The sequence below is a fragment of the Nocardioides sp. NPDC087217 genome (assembly GCF_044744805.1).
Classification (GTDB): Bacteria; Actinomycetota; Actinomycetes; order Propionibacteriales; family Nocardioidaceae; genus Nocardioides.
On the sequence record NZ_JBIUZB010000006.1, the window covers coordinates 169,723 to 185,299 of the forward strand.

Here is a 15,577-nt window from a genome sequence, read left to right on the forward strand (position 1 = left end):
CGGCGTAGATTCAACAGGTTGGACGGTTGGCACAATGCTGACCGACAGAACCTGAAAGTCACTGATGTCAGAGAACACGCCCGGTCAGAACCCGTCCGGACCGGAGGCGACAGAGATCCTCGATCTCGGCGGAGATCCTGCCGGAAAGAGCAGAAAGCCGCTGATCATCGGAGCGGCAGCCGTCTTCGGCGTCGCTGCGGTGGCGACCGCCGGCACCCTCACCGCCGTCGCACTGAGCAACGCCGGTGGCTCCCCGGCAGAGGCGTTCCCCGCCTCGACCGTGGCATACGCCGAGATCGACCTGACCGAGGCCAAGAACGCCCTGCCGACGCTGCGCAAGCTGCCTTCGCTCGAGAAGGAGCTCGGCCTCGAGAAGGGCGAGGACCCGCGCGAGGCGCTGTTCACCAACGCCTGCGACGACCTCGACTTCGCCAAGGACGTCGAGCCGTGGATCGGCTACAAGGCCGCGGTCGGCGCAGTCCCGACGGACGCGGAGCCGGTGGTCGCGTTCGCACTTCAGGTCACCGACGAGTCAGATGCCGAGGCCGGCCTCCCCAAGCTCGTCGAGTGCGGCGGCTCGGAGGCGGCCTGGTCGGTCGGCGACGGGTGGGCGCTCGTCGCGGAGACCGACGACGACCTCGCCGCGATCGAGAAGGCGGTGGAGGCCGGCACGCTGGCCGAGGACGCCGGCTTCGAGAAGTGGACCGGTGACGTCGGCGGCACCGGGTTCATCACGGCGTACGCTGCCAAGGAGCTGCCGGACGCCATCGCCGAGGCGGCCGAGAACGGCGCGTTCGACGAGGCCGAGGGTGAGCTCGCCGAGAACCCGATGGGTGGGATCGCGCCGCTGCCCGACCCGGCTGCCCTGGCCGACACGATTCGGTCGGCGATGAAGGACTTCGGCGGCGCCGCCTTCACCGTACGTGCCGAGGAGAATGCCTTCGAGCTCGAGGCCGCCTCGTCGATGGGCGCGCAGGCCGAGTCCATGGAGGCCGGCACCATCGCCGGCACGCTGCCGAAGGACACCACCGCGGTGATCGCGGCCAACCCGGCCGACGGCTGGCTCACGACCGGCCTGGCCGAGAGCGGCGCCGAGGACCAGTTCACGCAGATGCTCGGGATGGCGCCCGGCGACCTCGAGAAGCTTCTCGGTGACAGCTTCGCGATCGCCGCCGGCGAGATCGACCTGAGCGCTCCGGACTCGCTGGACGTCGGGATCAAGCTCGACGGTGCCGACCCTGCCGACGTCGAGAAGTTCGTCGGCGACCTCACCGCGGGCTTCGGTGCCGAGGGCATCGTCAGCGTCGACAGCGAGGGCGAGGTGACCTCCGTCGGAACCGGGGACTACAGCAAGGACCTGCTTGCCGACGGTGGCCTGGCAGAGACCGACAAGTTCAAGAACGCGGTCCCCAACGCCGAGGACTCCTCCGGGCTGGTCTATGTCGACTTCGACGGTCTCGACGAGCTGGTGACGGCTGAGGCTCCCGAGGTCGCCGACGACATCGAGGCGCTCGGCCAGCTCGGCTTCAGCGCCTACCTGGACGGCGACACCTCGCGAGCCCTGGCTCGCATCACCGTCGACTGACCCGCCGAACGACTCGGCGCGAACTAACCCATCGCCGAGTCGGCTCGTCATGACGAGCCGACTCGGCGGGGTCATCTGGCGATGGGGGCCGTGGTGGCTTCGGTGATCTTGATCAGGTCGGCCGGGGAGAGCTCGATGTCCAGGCCGCGGCGGCCGCCGGAGACATAGATCGAGTCGTACGTCGTCGCGGACTCGTCCAGGACGGTCGGGTGGGGACGCTTCTGGCCGACGGGTGAGATCCCGCCCGCGACGTAGCCGGTCGCTCGCTCGGCCGCGGTGACCTCGGCCATCTGCGCCTTCGAGCCACCCAGCGCGCGGGCGAGCGCCTTGAGGTCGAGCTGTCCGGTGACGGGGACGATGCCGACGACGAGCTTTCCGTCCAGGGAGGCCATCAGCGTCTTGAAGACCTGCTTCGGCTCGACGCCGAGGGCCTCGGCTGCCTCCAGGCCGTAGGACTCGGCGCGTGGATCGTGCTCGTAGGGGTGCAGCGTGTAGTCGATGCCGGCCTGGGTGAGGGCCACGGTCGCAGGGGTGCCTCCGCCGGCCCGCTTCCCGGCCTGTTTCCCGGTCTGTTTCTTCGGCATCAGTTGGGGGACCACTTCGTGCGGGCGACCTCGGTCGCGGGCAGCGAGGGGATGACGTTCATCGCCTTGAGCTCGGACCGGAGCAGGTCGGTGGCCATGCCGAGGCGTACGCCGGCATCGGGTGCCTCCAGGAGTGCCTGCCGGTCGGGCATGGGCAGGGGAGTGGTTGCCGAGATGGTCCAGGAGAGAAACTCCGGGTCCTTCGGGAGCGCGCCGGAGAACGGGTCGTCGCGGAACTCCAACAGTGCGGCCCGGTAGGCGGTGAAGGTGGCTCGTGCGGTGTCGACGATCGTGCTCGGGACCGCGACGTGGTCCTCGGGGAGGTCCTCCACGTCGGCGACCGGGAAGTCGCCCGAGCTGACCAGGCTGTCCATCCGGATCCGGTCGACCGCGAGCACCTCGAGGTCGAAGGAACCGTCCTCGTGCCGCTCCACCTCGGTGATCAGCAGCTTCACCCCGACACGGTAGAGCGACTGGGCGCCGGTCTCGCCGACCTCGTAGCCCTCGCGGATCGCGACCGAGCCGAAGTGGCGGTCCTCCTCTTCCTGGCGGAGCAGGTGGTGCACCATCGCGCGGTAGCGGTCCTCGAAGACGCGCAGAGGCAACGTCACGCCCGGAAACAAGACCGCGTTGAGCGGAAACATCGGTAGTCGGTCGGTCACGGAAACCAACCTATGGGGGCCGCGGGCGCGTGCGCCCGCGAACCCCCGTGTTCTGTTCGCTGTCGACCCGAGCCGTCAGTCGTCGTAGACCGCCCGGTCGATCTTGGTGTGGTAGCGCTGGCCGCCGGCAGCGCCGAGGACGGCCCCGACGAGCATCACGGCCACGAGGGCGATGCCGGTGATCACGGCGCCCCAGCTGAGCTGGTCGGTGCTCAGCCCCACGCTGGGCAGGTCGACCTGCCGCATGATGTCGTAGTTGGCGCCGAACAGCGTCCCGGCGACGGCCGCGATGATCATCGCCACGATCGCCACGATCCACACGCCCAGGCCCTGTCGGCGGGCGTCGAAGCGGGACATCCGGGCGGCGACGTACCCGCCGGCGTAGTAGCCGACGAACATCACCACGGCGAGCGTGATGGCCGCTGCGATACCGACCGAACCGGACATCTCCTGCAGGTCGGTCTGGGTCCAGTTCTGGTTGGTGCCGATCGCCGAGGCGACGGCGCTGATGATTGCTCCGAGAAGGACGGTGACTCCGACTGCTACCAGCCAGCCGAAGAAGCAGGCGCCCCAGTTCATGCCTCCGTAGGTGTCGTGGAGGGCGGCACGTCGGCCCTCCTCGGCGTGGCGGTGGTGCTCGACGGCGTCTCCCGCGCGCAGGTGGCCGGCCTCGCCCTCGGCGCTGTGCGGACGCTCGACGCGGTCGTCGTGGCCGACGACCGCCGGACCACCGGGTTGGTAGTCGCGGGTCGAGGCGTGGTTCTCGTCGACGCCGGGCTGGTTCTCGTCTGCTTGCTGGTGTTGTCGGTGGAACGGTCGTGTCAGTGCCATGACGATCCTCCTTTGGTGGGTCAGATTTCCCGAGTACCCGGATCGGGGCGCCGTATGCGTCTCTCCACCGCGTGTCGCGCCGCGTCCACGTGGCGTCGGCAGATCGGTTCCGGAGGCCGCCCACTCGTAGACTTGAGGCATGATCCGCCGCATCGACCTGAGGGGTGCCGACAGAGGCGCCGCTTCGACCATCGACTACCGCGCCGCCGTTCCGCGTGCCGAGTTCGACATCGAGGCGGCCACTCATGCGGTGCAGCCGATCATCGACGCCGTCCGGGTACGTGGCCAGGAGGCGATCGCCGAGTTCTCCGAGAAGTTCGACGGCGTGCGCGTCGACGACATCCGGGTGCCGGCCGCGGCGCTGACCAAGGCGCTCGACGAGCTCGACCCGGCGATCCGGGCCGGGCTCGAGGAGTCGATCGCCCGGCTGCGTACGACCTGTGCCGCCGAGCTCGAGAAGGACGCGGTCACCGACCTGGCGCCCGGCGCCCGGGTGACGCACCGCAAGGTGCCGGTGGGGCGCGTGGGGCTCTATGTGCCCGGTGGTCTGGCTCCGCTGGTCTCCTCGGTCCTGATGAACGTCGTTCCGGCGCAGGTCGCCGGGGTGCCTTCGATCGCGCTGGCCTCGCCGCCGCAGAAGGAGTTCGGGGGGCTACCGCAGCCCACCATCCTGGCCGCGTGCGCGCTGCTGGGCGTCGATGAGGTCTACGCCGTGGGCGGTGCCCAGGCGATCGCGATGTTCGCCTACGGGGTCGAGCCGTGCGAGCGCGTCGACATGGTCACCGGTCCCGGCAACATCTACGTCGTCACCGCGAAGCGCCTGCTCAAGGGGCAGGTCGGGATCGACTCCGAGGCGGGCCCGACCGAGATCGCGATCCTCGCCGACGAGACCGCCGAGGCCGCGTACGTCGCCGCCGACCTGATCTCCCAGGCCGAGCACGACCCGCTGGCCGCATCGGTGCTGGTCACCGACTCCGAGACGCTTGCCGCCGACGTCGAGGCAGAGCTCGACAAGCAGGTCGCCGCGACCAAGCACGTCGAGAGGATCCGTACGTCGCTGACCGGCGCTCAGTCGGGCATCGTGCTCGTCGACGACATCGACCAGGGCGTCGACGTCGTGAACGCGTACGCCGCCGAGCACCTCGAGATCCACACCGCCGATGCCGCCCGGGTCGCCGGCCGGATCCGCAACGCCGGCGCGATCTTCGTCGGCTCCTACGCTCCGGTGTCGCTGGGCGACTACTGCGCCGGGTCCAACCACGTGCTGCCCACCGGCGGCTGCGCCTGCCACTCATCGGGACTCTCGGTACGGGCCTTCACCAAGTCGATCCACGTCGTCGACTACTCCCGCGAGGGGCTGGCCGCGGTCAAGGACCACGTCGTCACGCTCGCAGAGGCCGAGGACCTGCCGGGTCACGGCGCGGCGGTGTCGGTGAGGTTCTCGTGATGAGCTGGCCGCCGATCCGTGTCGAGCTCGCCGGGATCGAGCCCTACGGCGCTCCGCAGCTGGACGTCCCGGTCCAGCTCAACGTCAACGAGAACCCCTACCAGCCATCCGCCGAGACGGTCGCCGACATCGCGGCCAGCGTCGGCGAGGCGGCGCGCACGCTCAACCGCTACCCGGACCGCGAGTTCGTCGCGCTGCGGGAGGGGCTCGCTGCGTACCTCTCCTCCGACGTGGAGGCGCAGATCACGCCTGAGCAGGTGTGGGCGGCCAACGGGTCCAACGAGGTGATGCTGCAGCTGCTGCAGGCCTTCGGAGGTCCGGGGCGCACCGCGATCAGCTTCGCGCCGACCTACTCGATGTATCCGGAGTACGCCCGCGACACCAACACCGAGTGGGTCGTCGGACACCGGGAGAGCGACTTCGCGATCGATCTGGAGAAGGCACGGGCGCTGGTCGAGGAGACCCGGCCCCATGTCGTACTGCTGCCGAGCCCCAACAACCCCACCGGCACCGCGCTGCCGCCGGAGGCGGTCACCGTGCTGTGCGAGGCGGTCGGAGACAGCGGCATCGTCGTGGTCGACGAGGCCTACGGCGAGTTCCGGCGGACCGGGGTGCCCTCGGCGCTCGAGCTCCTCTCCGAGCACCGCAACCTGGTGGTCACCCGCACGATGTCGAAGGCGTTCGCCGGGGCGGGGCTGCGGCTCGGCTACCTGGCGGCCGACCCGGCGATCTGTGACGCGATCCGCGTCGTACGCCTGCCTTACCATCTCTCCGCGGTGACCCAGGCGGCAGCGAGCGCGGCCCTGCGGCACGCGCCGGAGCTGCTGGGCTACGTGGCCTCGCTTCGTGAGGAGCGGGACTCGCTGGTGGAATGGCTGCGTGACCAGGGGCTCGAGGTGGCCGACTCGGACGCCAACTTCGTCCTCTTCGGGCGCTACGCCGACCGGCACGCGGTCTGGCAGGGGCTGCTCGACCGCGGAGTGCTGATCCGCGAGACCGGACCCGACGGATGGCTGCGGGTCTCGGTCGGGACGCCCGACGAGATGACCGCTTTCAAGCAAGCTTTGACCGATGTGAACGGAGCACGCGCATGAGTTCGGCAAGGACTGCCCGCATCGAGCGGGAGACCTCGGAGTCGAAGGTCGTCGTCGAGGTCGACCTCGACGGCACCGGGCGGGTCGACGTCTCGACCGGGGTCGGCTTCTACGACCACATGCTGACCGCCTTCGGACGGCACTCTCTCGTCGACCTGACCGTGCACTCCGAGGGCGACGTGCACATCGACGCCCACCACACCGTCGAGGACACCGCGATCGTCCTCGGCCAGGCGCTGCGCCAGGCGCTCGGTGACAAGAAGGGCATCCGCCGCTACGGCGACGCGACCGTCCCGCTCGACGAGGCGCTCGTACGCTGCGTCGTGGACGTCTCCGGCCGGCCCTACTCGGTCCACACCGGCGAGCCGGAGGGCCAGCAGTACGTGCTGCTCGGCGGCTCGGGTGTGCCCTACCTCGGCTCGCTGACCCAGCACATCTTCGACTCGATCGCCCACCACGCCCACCTGACGATGCACGTCAACGTGCTCGCCGGGCGCGAGCCGCACCACATCGTGGAGACGCAGTTCAAGGCGTTCGCACGGGCGTTCCGTGACGCGATCGCCTACGACCCGCGCGAGACCGGGATCCCGTCGACGAAGGGTGCCCTATGAGTTTGCCGTCGGTCGTGGTGCTCGACTACGGCTCCGGAAACGTACGCTCCGCCGTCCGCGCCGTCGAGCGCGCCGGCGCTCGGGTCGAACTGACCGGTGACCTCGACGCCGCGATGGCGGCCGACGGTCTGCTGGTGCCCGGTGTGGGTGCTTTCGAGGCCTGCATGAAGGGCCTGCGCGCGATCCGCGGCGAACGGATCATCGCCCGGCGTCTCGCCGGCGGCCGCCCGGTCATGGGGATCTGCGTCGGCATGCAGATCCTCTTCGAGACCGGCATCGAGCACGGCGTCGAGACCGAGGGCTGCGGCGAGTGGCCCGGCGTCGTCGAGCGTCTCCAGGCGCCGATCGTGCCCCACATGGGCTGGAACACCGTGGACGCCCCCTCGGGGACCTCGCTGTTCGCCGGGGTCGAGAAGGAGCGGTTCTACTTCGTGCACTCCTACGGCGTACGCGACTGGACCCTGGTCACCAACGACCGCACCGTCGCGCCGCTGGTCACCTGGGCCGAGCACGGTGGCGACCGGTTCGTGGCCGCCGTCGAGAACGGCCCGCTCAGCGCCACCCAGTTCCACCCGGAGAAGTCGGGCGATGCCGGCGCCGCGGTCCTGCGCAACTGGGTGTCCTCCTTGAAGGCGGCGTAGGTGGCCCAGACCGGAGCCCGCGCGAAGGCCCGTGCCGAGCGCGAGCGGCAGGCTGCCAAGGCCGCCGAGGAGCGTGCCGCCCGGGCGGCCAGGTCGGCGGAACGCCGAGCCCGTCGGGAGCGTCTGACCGGGTGGGTTCCGGCTCGCCGGTCCCGGCCGACCAGTGCGCTCGCGGAGCGCCGGCGGCGCAACGTACGGATCCTGATCGTCGTCCTGCTCCTCCTCAACGCGCTCGTCTACCTCGTCACCGAGGACGTCGGCACGACCGCCTTCGCGGCCGTCGCGTCGGTGCTGGTCGCACCCGTGGCCTACACGATGCTGTTCCGCCGCTAGAGTGGCCGGATGGCCACGACGACCTGGACCGACGCCGACCCGGAGGGTTTCATCGAGGCCGTCGAGCCTCCGGGTCGTCGTCGGGACGCCGCCACGCTGCTGGAGCTGATGCGGCGCGCCACCGGGGTGAAGCCTCGGATGTTCGGGTCCGCGATCGTGGGTTTCGGCGAGTACCACTACGAGTACGCCTCCGGCACCGAGGGCGACGCCCCGGCCGCGAGCTTCTCGCCCCGCAAGGCCGCCTCGGTCGTCTACCTGAACGACGGCATCTCGGCCCACGAAGACCTCCTCGCCCACCTCGGCCCCCACACCCACGGCGTCGGCTGCCTCTATCTCAAGGACGTCGCAGCGGTCGATCTGAGTGTTCTCGAGGAGATCGTCCGACGCTCGTACGCCACCCTCACCAGCGGCATCTACGGCAAGCGCGCCGCGGAGGGATGAGCGTCGTGATCGACGACTTCGCGAAGGCTCATCTGCACGACAAGCTCCGTGGCGTCCGGGAGGCGCTGGTGTGGAAGCTCGAGGGGCTCTCCGAACATGACGTCCGCCGTCCGATGACGCCGACAGGCACCAATCTGCTCGGCCTGGTCAAGCACAACGCCCTCTCGGACGCCCGCTACTTCGGCGAGGTCTTCGGCCGTACGCCGCCGCTCGACCTCCCGCCGTGGGACACCGCCGGATGGTGGGACGCCACTCACCGGGCGGCGGAGAACGAGACCCGGGACGACGTCCTCGACCTCTCTCGCCGCGTGTGGGCGCACGTGGACGCCACCATCGAGTCACTCCCGATCGACGCGCCCGGCTACGTACCGTGGTGGGACGAGGACGTCATGCTCTTCAACATCATGGCCGCCCGCCTCTGCGACGCCACCCGTCACGCCGGCCACGCCGACATCCTCCGCGAGACCATCGACGGCTCTGTCGGCGTCAACCGCGAGAGCGCCTGAGTGCGGTCGCCGCAGGTGCACAGCTGGGCGATACCCGAGCGCGAGTACGCGCGCCAGGAGGCTCGCCGCGGCAGGCGCCATGCGTACCAGAGCCTCGACCCGGCCAGGACCGCGCTGCTCGTCGTCGACCTCGTGCCGTTCTTCTACGAGGGGAATGCGACGTGCTTCGCGATCACCCCGAACGTGTGTCTACTGGCGGATGCCCTCCGCGGGGCCGGAGGCGTGGTCGCGTGGATCGTGCCGGGCGACCCCGGACCGACGGCCTGGGCGCAGGAGTTCCGCGGGGAGAAGGTGGCCGAAGTGTTCCGGCGCAGCGGCGGGACCGGGCCGATCGAGGGTCGGCTCGGACCGGGGCTGGAGGCGCGCGAGGGCGACATCCTCGTCGAGAAGACCGCGACCAGCGCGCTCTTCCCCGGCAGTTCGACGCTGGACGACCAGCTCCGGGAGCGTGGCATCGAGACCGTCGTCGTCACCGGCACGCTCACCGAGGTCTGCGTCGCCGGTACGGCCCGCGATGCGGCAACGCTGGGATATCGCACGATCCTGGTCGCCGACGCCACGGCGGGTCGTGACGACGAGTCCCACAACGCGACGCTGACGACCATCTATCGCACCTTCGGCGACGTACGCAGCACCGATGACGTTCTCGAACTCGTCGCCGCAGGCGTACTGTCGTGACATGACCGACTACGAGGTCTCCAGGTCCGCGGTCCTTCCCGGCGACATCGGGCGCGTGCACGCGCTGCTCGACGACTTCCACCAGTGGCCGTCGTGGTCGCCGTGGGAGGAGCTCGACCCGGACATGTCGCGCACCTACTCGGGTGCCGAGTCCGGTGTCGGCGCGCGTTATGCCTGGTCGGGCAACAAGCGTGCCGGGGCCGGGGCGATGGAGATCACCGAGTCGAGGCCCGAGCACATCGAGGTCGCGCTGGAGTTCCAGAAGCCCTTCAAGAGCCGGAGCACGGTGAGCTTCGACCTCGCCACCGTGGCCGGCGGCACACAGCTGACGTGGACCCACACCGGCTCGGTGAGCGGTGTGATGGGGCTGATGACCAAGTTCTACTCGATGGAGAAGGCGATCGCGCCTGACATGGAGAAGGGGCTGGCCAAGCTGGCGACCGTGGCCGCACGCCCGGCAAGCACGGACTGATTCGGTCGGCGCGGCTCCGAAACCCGATTGCGTACGTCTCCCGGGGCGGCCTACGTTGCCGGTCATGACACCTCGGCGCTTCGGGATCTGCATCGATGCCAACGACCCGGAGAGGATCGCGGGATTCTGGGCAGCGGTGCTGGGCCGGGAGACCGAGACGAGTGGCGACGAGATCCGGCTGCTGCCACGCGCGGAGGACGATCTTCGGATCCGGTTCCTGCCCACGGACGCGCCGAAGACGCTGGCGAACCCGCACCATCTCCATCTGACCAGCAGCCTGCCCGATGACCAGCAGCGGACCGTCGACCGGCTGATCGGACTCGGCGCGTCCCATCTCGATGTGGGTCAGCAGCCGGACGAGGACCACATCGTGCTCGGCGACCCGGAGGGCAACGAGCTGTGCGTGATCCCGGCCGGCAACCGGTGGCTGGAGGCGACGGGCTTTCTCGGCGAAGTCGCGGCCGACGGGTCGCGGGAGAACGGGATCTTCTGGAGTACGGCACTCGGCTGGCCGCTGGTCTGGGACCAGGACGGCGAGACCGCGGTCGCGACCCCGTCGGGCAGCGCCAAGGTCGCCTGGGGCGGGCCGCCGCCCGTGCCGCGTGGGCCGCGGGACCGGTTCCGCTTCGACCTGATCGCGCCCGAGGACACCGGTCCTGCCGACGAGATCCGCCGCCTCGTCGGGCTCGGCGCCAGGCTGATCGCCGAGACCCACGGTGGCGGGCGATGGGCCACGATGAGGGACCCGGACGGCTACGAGTTCGAGGTGCTGGCGCCCCGCTGAGCCTGTTCCTCCGTCAAGGTATGCAGCCGGGAGCTCGCTTCCCGTGCGGAGTTCCGCGCGGGATGTGTCCCTCGGCGTGCATACCTTGACGGAGGAACCGTCTCGCAGCAGGACGGCGGGGCACGGGTGGCCGCGTACAGAACATAGGATCGTCCCCATGGGTGACTACCTTGAGCTCCTGCCGGCCGTCGATGTGAAGGGCGGGCAGGCGGTGCAGCTGGTCCAGGGCGTGGACGGGTCGGAGAAGCGGTTCGGCGATCCCTATGAGGCTGCCCTGAGGTGGCAGGAGACCGGGGCCGAGTGGATCCATCTGGTCGACCTCGACGCCGCGTTCGGCCACGGCAACAACCGCGAGATCCTCGCCGGGATCGTCGGCAAGCTCGACATCAAGGTCGAGATGAGCGGCGGGATCCGCGACGACGAGTCGCTCGAGGCGGCGATGGCGACCGGCTGCCGCCGCGTCAACATCGGCACGGCCGCGCTGGAAAACCCGGAGTGGACCCGGCAGGCGATCGCGACCTACGGCGACCGGGTCGCGGTGGGTCTGGACGTACGCGGCCGCACCCTCGCGGCTCGCGGCTGGACCAAGGACGGCGGCGACCTCTACGAGACGCTCACCCGCCTCGACTCCGAGGGCTGCGCGCGCTACGTCGTCACCGACGTCAACAAGGACGGCATGCTTCAGGGCCCCAACCTCGACCTGCTGCGCGCGGTCTGCGATGCCACCGACCGTCCGGTCGTGGCGAGCGGGGGAGTGACCACCATCGACGACATCGAGGCGCTCATGGGTCTGGTCGAGATCGGCGTGGAGGGTGCGATCGCCGGCACGGCGCTGTACACCGGTTCCCTGGATCTGGCCGATGCGCTCGATCTCACTCTCGGCCGGCCGCGTGGGGATCAGTCATGAGCCTTGCGGTACGCGTCATCCCCTGTCTCGATGTCGACGCGGGTCGCGTCGTCAAGGGGATCAACTTCAAGGAGCTGCGCGACGCCGGGGACCCGGTGGAGCTGGCTGCGACGTACGACAAGGAAGGTGCCGACGAGCTCACCTTCCTCGACATCTCCGCCTCCCACGAGGGACGTGCGACGACGCTCGAGATCGTCACCCGCACCGCTGAGCAGGTCTTCATCCCGCTCACGGTCGGCGGCGGCATCCGCAGCGTCGCCGACGTGGACCGGATGCTTCGTGCCGGTGCGGACAAGATCGCGGTCAACACCGCGGCCATCGACCGTCCCGAGCTGATCGCCGAGATCGCCGACCGGTTCGGCAACCAGGTGCTCGTGCTGTCCGTCGACGCTCGGCGGGCGCCGGCGACCGACTCCGGCTTCGAGGTCACGACGCATGGTGGCCGCAAGTCTGCCGGGATCGACGCCATCGAGTGGGCCGCGAAGGCCGTCGAGCTCGGCGCCGGCGAGATCCTGCTCAACGCGATGGACGCCGACGGCACCGAGGACGGCTTCGACATCGACCTGATCAAGGCCGTACGCAGCGAGGTGACCGTCCCGGTCATCGCCTCCGGTGGCGCCGGCAAGGCGGAGCACTTCCCGCCCGCGGTGGATGCCGGCGCGGACGCGGTGCTCGCGGCGACGATCTTCCACTTCGGCAAGGTGCGGATCGGCGAGGTTAAGCAGGCGCTCTCCGGCGCCGGCACGCCTGTTCGCTGACGCCCGCGCGCACTTTCCCGCCATGGCGGGAAAGTGCTGCGCCCGCCGGGCGGTCTGCCCGGCAGAATCGCGCCATGGCGGGATTCTGCTTCCCATCCGTCAGATGGCCCGCGGCACTATCGCACACCCGGGTCGCCCGCGCCGCTACCGCACAGCTCATCGCCGGACAGGCGAGCCCGGCGCCCGGCTAGCTCAGCAGCGCCGCTCGGGATCTGCCCGTGGCGTACACGCTGGGGGTGGTTGCCGACGTCGAGGTAGGCGAGCTCCTTGCCGGTGCGGAAGTCGATGACGGCTACCGCGTCGGCGTCGGACAGCGATGCCCAGCAGGTGTTGCCGAGGCCTTCGGTGGTCCAGTAGGGCTTTCCGTAGTAGTGGCCGGTGGTCTCCTCGTCGAGGATGGTGTGCTCGCCCGTCGAGCGGTCGACCATCGCGACGTAGTCGTCCATCGTCCCCGCCGCACACAGGGTCTCGCCCTTGGAGTCGATCGAGAGGCCGTGATGGGCGGAGTCGTTGACGTAGAGCTCGCGCGGCAGCTGAGTGCGCTTGGGGAGCTGGATGACTCGGGTGACGGCGCCCGTGCGGGGCTCCTCGATGGAACCGGTGGAGTAGCCGACCTTCCCGTCGATGTCGGCTGCCTGGGTGTCGAACTCGACCAGGCCGTGCAGGAACGACATCTGGAAGTAGATGAACCGCTCACCGGGGGCGACCGCCATGGGACGTACGGCTGAGGAGATCGAGGGGTAGCCGGCCTCCTCCAGCTCCTTGCCCATCTCCCAACGCTGGGAGACCTGGAAGGTGGACTCGTCGACGATCTCGAACCAGCGGTCGCCCTTGATCGCGTCGTGGATCGGGCCGATCTTGATCGGCGGGAGCAGGTCGGTGCCGGGGATGGTGCCGAGGCCGAGCTGGTCGAGGTTGATCAGCGGCAGCGAGTCGAGGGAGATCTCCTTCTGGTCGCCGGGCAGGTAGACGCGGCCGATGGAGGCGTGGAAGATGCGCGAGCCATCCTTGGAGTAGTTGTTCTCGTGGGGCGTCTCGCCGGACTCGAACGTACGCAGCCGCTCACCCGTCCGCGGGTCGCCCGCGCCGCCCATCCAGTACTCGTGCACCGAGCGCGAGGTCGAGTCCGAGACGAGCAGCTTGGTGCCGTCGGGGGAGAGGCCCATGTGGTCGGTGCGGTGACCGTCCATCTGCTGCTCGATCACGACGGAGTCCGGCGAGCCCGCGAGCGCCTTCTCGATGTCGATCCAGACCACGTCGGCGAGGCTGGGGCGCGAGACCGCCAGCAGCTTGCCGTCCCGGGTCGTGAACATGTCGTCCACGAGCTGGTCGTTGCCTTCGCCGGGGCCGTAGCGGACCAGGTAGTACATGGCCAGCCGTTCGGGATCCTGGTGGATCGCAGCGATCTCCTCGTCCTTGTCCGGCACCAGGTCGATGTCCTTGCGCAGCACCTCGAAGCTGCGGGCATCGACGATCGAAGCCGTCCCGTCCCAGTTGTTTCCCACGACCATCACGTCCCGCAGCTCTGGAGTCGCACTCGCGCTCATTGCCGGAGCTGCTGCGGTGAGTGAGAAGACGAAGAGCATGGCGACGGTGACTGCTGCCGCACGACGCATCGTGGGACCTCCTGGGGGATTCGGTTATCTGAGACACAACGTCTCGGACCGCCGGGAGGTTACGGGCGTCCGCGGGAACGGGTCGTCGCGCGGACGGATCCGAAGAAGGCGTACGCCGATGCGGATCAGGCTGGCGCCTGCATCAGCTCGGCGAAGGTCACTGCGTTCTTCGGCGCCTCGATCTCGTACGTCTCGCCCCAGCCCGTCATGATCGTCTCGACGCTCTGACCGGCGATATCGAAGCTCACCTTCTGCATCAGGTCATCTGCGTCGAGCCAGTAGTCGAAGACCAGGCCGTCTTCGAGGCCGACCTTCTCGAGGATCTCAGTGTCGAAGCCGGCGTCCTCGGGAACCTTCTCCGGGTCAACAGTCACCTCGTAATGGGTGGTGTCGACGCCCTCGAGCTTCTCCTCGCCGATCTTCTCCACGTCAGTGACCGCGGGCTTGATGTCCTCGACGTGGGCCGCCGGGTTCATCGAGCCCATCTCCGAGATCGCTTCGCCGAACGGGTCGTTGGGGTCGTCGGGGTCACTGATGATCCACTGATCGCCGAGGTCGGCACTGTGGATGTACCACTTCTCCTCGACCAGCACGATCTTCGTCTCATCGCCCTCGAGATCAGCCGTCATGTCCAGGGCCATGTCCGCGTCGTCGTCTCCGAGGACCATGTCGGCCTCCAAGCCGCCCGCGGCGCCCATGTCCATGACGACGTGGACACTGCCTTCTTCGAGGCTTGCAGCGACGATCCGGTCCATGAACTCCGCCGGCGTCGGTGACTCGGCTGACCCGTCGCTCGTCCCCGCCGATCCGCAGGCCGTCAGGACGAACATGGCTGTTCCGGCCACGGCAGTGACATGGAGCGGATTGGTGTGCTGACGCATGGGCTCTTCTCGCCTGAGGTCCCGACAGAGGACAGTCAACGCAACCAGATCTGCGGGCGCCGAGCCATAGTCCGTTCGGGCTTGTGGGGATAGCTCGAACGGTCTTGCCCTGGCGTATTCAGAACCCGAGGCTGGCGTTCTCCAACTGCGTGATCCGCTCCGCCGGACCGTCGAACGCCAGGCCCCGCACCTCGTGACGCCCGAAGCAGAAGAGCATGAGCTCGCCGACCGGGCCGGTGATGGTGACGGGTTCGTCGCCGGCGCGGAGGGTGGCGGTCTCGGTGCCGTTGCTCACCACGAGCGGGGTCTGAGCGGAACGGACCAGACCCTTGCCGAGCAGCTTCAGGGTGCGCCAGAGGTCTCGCTCGGCAGCGGCGGGGAGCGTACGTGGCTCCCAGCCCGGCTGGGCGCGGCGGAGGTCCTCGTGGTGGACGAAGAACTCGACGGTGTTGACGGCCCTGTCGACGGGACCGAGAGCGAACGGCGTGCCCTTCGGGTCGCGGAGGCGGGCCGCGAGAGACTCGAGCGGCTGAGCGGCGTACGCAGCCTCCGCCTTCCGGAGCACCGGCGCGAGCGGTGACAGGAACATGCCCGCCGATGCCCACGGGCGGCGTTCGCGGACGAGCAGGTGCACCAGCAGGTCCTTGACGTCCCAGCCTTCGCAGAGCGTGGGGGCCGTCGGTCCGAGGGAGACGGCGGTGTCGCACAGGGCGATGCGCTCGGAGCGCGCGAAGGAAGCCACGGCC

Annotated in this window: 19 protein-coding genes; 13 read left to right on the forward strand and 6 right to left on the reverse strand. The window is 69.4% G+C overall.

The features are described 5' to 3' along the window. Positions 1-64: 64 nt before the first annotated feature. Positions 65-1,585: a hypothetical protein gene (locus tag ACIO3S_RS23675; RefSeq protein ID WP_400468103.1), complete on the forward strand. Its 1,521-nt coding sequence runs from the start codon at positions 65-67 to the stop codon at positions 1,583-1,585. 71 nt (positions 1,586-1,656) lie between these two features. On the opposite strand, the gene ybaK is transcribed toward ACIO3S_RS23675, so the two are convergent. From ybaK to ACIO3S_RS23690, 3 genes are all read right to left on the reverse strand, one after another. After that, entirely contained in the window at positions 1,657-2,169 is a 513-nt protein-coding gene (gene ybaK / locus ACIO3S_RS23680) for a Cys-tRNA(Pro) deacylase (protein WP_400468104.1), read from the reverse strand. Next, positions 2,169-2,831 carry an LON peptidase substrate-binding domain-containing protein gene (locus tag ACIO3S_RS23685; RefSeq protein WP_160024311.1) on the reverse strand — a complete coding sequence of 221 codons (663 nt, stop codon included), beginning with the start codon at positions 2,829-2,831 and terminating at the stop codon, positions 2,169-2,171. The genes ybaK and ACIO3S_RS23685 overlap by 1 nt, the downstream gene beginning before the upstream one ends. A gap of 75 nt (positions 2,832-2,906) precedes the next feature. Further along, positions 2,907-3,662 carry a hypothetical protein gene (locus ACIO3S_RS23690; RefSeq protein ID WP_400468105.1) on the reverse strand — a complete coding sequence of 252 codons (756 nt, stop codon included), beginning with the start codon at positions 3,660-3,662 and terminating at the stop codon, positions 2,907-2,909. Positions 3,663-3,801: 139 nt separating this feature from the next. On the opposite strand from ACIO3S_RS23690, the gene hisD reads away from it, so the two are divergent. The 12 genes from hisD to hisF all read left to right on the forward strand — a co-directional run bounded on the left by hisD (position 3,802) and on the right by hisF (position 12,334). Next, positions 3,802-5,109, forward strand: coding sequence for a histidinol dehydrogenase (gene hisD / locus ACIO3S_RS23695; RefSeq protein ID WP_400468106.1), 1,308 nt, complete (start codon positions 3,802-3,804; stop codon positions 5,107-5,109). After that, complete coding sequence (locus ACIO3S_RS23700) at positions 5,109-6,203, forward strand: histidinol-phosphate transaminase (RefSeq protein ID WP_400468107.1); 1,095 nt, start codon at positions 5,109-5,111, stop codon at positions 6,201-6,203. The genes hisD and ACIO3S_RS23700 overlap by 1 nt, the downstream gene beginning before the upstream one ends. Beyond that, positions 6,200-6,814, forward strand: coding sequence for an imidazoleglycerol-phosphate dehydratase HisB (hisB, locus tag ACIO3S_RS23705; RefSeq protein WP_160024307.1), 615 nt, complete (start codon positions 6,200-6,202; stop codon positions 6,812-6,814). The genes ACIO3S_RS23700 and hisB overlap by 4 nt, the downstream gene beginning before the upstream one ends. Further along, positions 6,811-7,455, forward strand: a complete 645-nt coding sequence (gene hisH, locus ACIO3S_RS23710; RefSeq protein WP_400468108.1) for an imidazole glycerol phosphate synthase subunit HisH — start codon at positions 6,811-6,813, stop codon at positions 7,453-7,455. Before hisB ends, hisH begins: the two co-directional genes overlap by 4 nt. Then, positions 7,456-7,788 (forward strand): hypothetical protein, encoded by a 333-nt coding sequence (locus ACIO3S_RS23715; RefSeq protein WP_400468109.1) that lies wholly within the window; start codon positions 7,456-7,458, stop codon positions 7,786-7,788. It abuts the gene before it with no gap. Positions 7,789-7,797: 9 nt separating this feature from the next. Then, positions 7,798-8,229 (forward strand): DUF1801 domain-containing protein, encoded by a 432-nt coding sequence (locus ACIO3S_RS23720; protein WP_400468110.1) that lies wholly within the window; start codon positions 7,798-7,800, stop codon positions 8,227-8,229. Then, positions 8,226-8,735 (forward strand): DinB family protein, encoded by a 510-nt coding sequence (locus ACIO3S_RS23725; RefSeq protein WP_400468111.1) that lies wholly within the window; start codon positions 8,226-8,228, stop codon positions 8,733-8,735. The genes ACIO3S_RS23720 and ACIO3S_RS23725 overlap by 4 nt, the downstream gene beginning before the upstream one ends. Further along, entirely contained in the window at positions 8,736-9,413 is a 678-nt protein-coding gene (locus ACIO3S_RS23730; RefSeq protein ID WP_400468112.1) for an isochorismatase family protein, read from the forward strand. 1 nt (position 9,414) lies between these two features. Continuing rightward, positions 9,415-9,885, forward strand: coding sequence for an SRPBCC family protein (locus tag ACIO3S_RS23735; protein WP_400468113.1), 471 nt, complete (start codon positions 9,415-9,417; stop codon positions 9,883-9,885). A 64-nt stretch (positions 9,886-9,949) separates the two neighbouring features. Continuing rightward, positions 9,950-10,669 carry a VOC family protein gene (locus tag ACIO3S_RS23740; RefSeq protein WP_400468114.1) on the forward strand — a complete coding sequence of 240 codons (720 nt, stop codon included), beginning with the start codon at positions 9,950-9,952 and terminating at the stop codon, positions 10,667-10,669. A 157-nt stretch (positions 10,670-10,826) separates the two neighbouring features. Next, positions 10,827-11,576: a bifunctional 1-(5-phosphoribosyl)-5-((5-phosphoribosylamino)methylideneamino)imidazole-4-carboxamide isomerase/phosphoribosylanthranilate isomerase PriA gene (gene priA / locus ACIO3S_RS23745; RefSeq protein WP_400468117.1), complete on the forward strand. Its 750-nt coding sequence runs from the start codon at positions 10,827-10,829 to the stop codon at positions 11,574-11,576. Then, positions 11,573-12,334, forward strand: coding sequence for an imidazole glycerol phosphate synthase subunit HisF (hisF, locus tag ACIO3S_RS23750; RefSeq protein WP_400468119.1), 762 nt, complete (start codon positions 11,573-11,575; stop codon positions 12,332-12,334). Before priA ends, hisF begins: the two co-directional genes overlap by 4 nt. A gap of 116 nt (positions 12,335-12,450) precedes the next feature. On the opposite strand, the gene ACIO3S_RS23755 is transcribed toward hisF, so the two are convergent. The 3 genes from ACIO3S_RS23755 to ACIO3S_RS23765 all read right to left on the reverse strand — a co-directional run bounded on the left by ACIO3S_RS23755 (position 12,451) and on the right by ACIO3S_RS23765 (position 15,573). Further along, the gene (locus ACIO3S_RS23755; protein ID WP_400468120.1) at positions 12,451-13,950 is read right to left on the reverse strand and encodes a YncE family protein; all 1,500 of its coding nucleotides are present in this window, start codon (positions 13,948-13,950) and stop codon (positions 12,451-12,453) included. A 125-nt stretch (positions 13,951-14,075) separates the two neighbouring features. Further along, positions 14,076-14,831 carry a hypothetical protein gene (locus ACIO3S_RS23760; RefSeq protein ID WP_400468122.1) on the reverse strand — a complete coding sequence of 252 codons (756 nt, stop codon included), beginning with the start codon at positions 14,829-14,831 and terminating at the stop codon, positions 14,076-14,078. A 118-nt stretch (positions 14,832-14,949) separates the two neighbouring features. Continuing rightward, a complete protein-coding gene (locus tag ACIO3S_RS23765; protein ID WP_400468123.1) occupies positions 14,950-15,573 on the reverse strand; it encodes a TIGR03085 family metal-binding protein in 624 nt (207 codons plus the stop codon). Between the last annotated feature and the right edge of the window lie 4 nt (positions 15,574-15,577).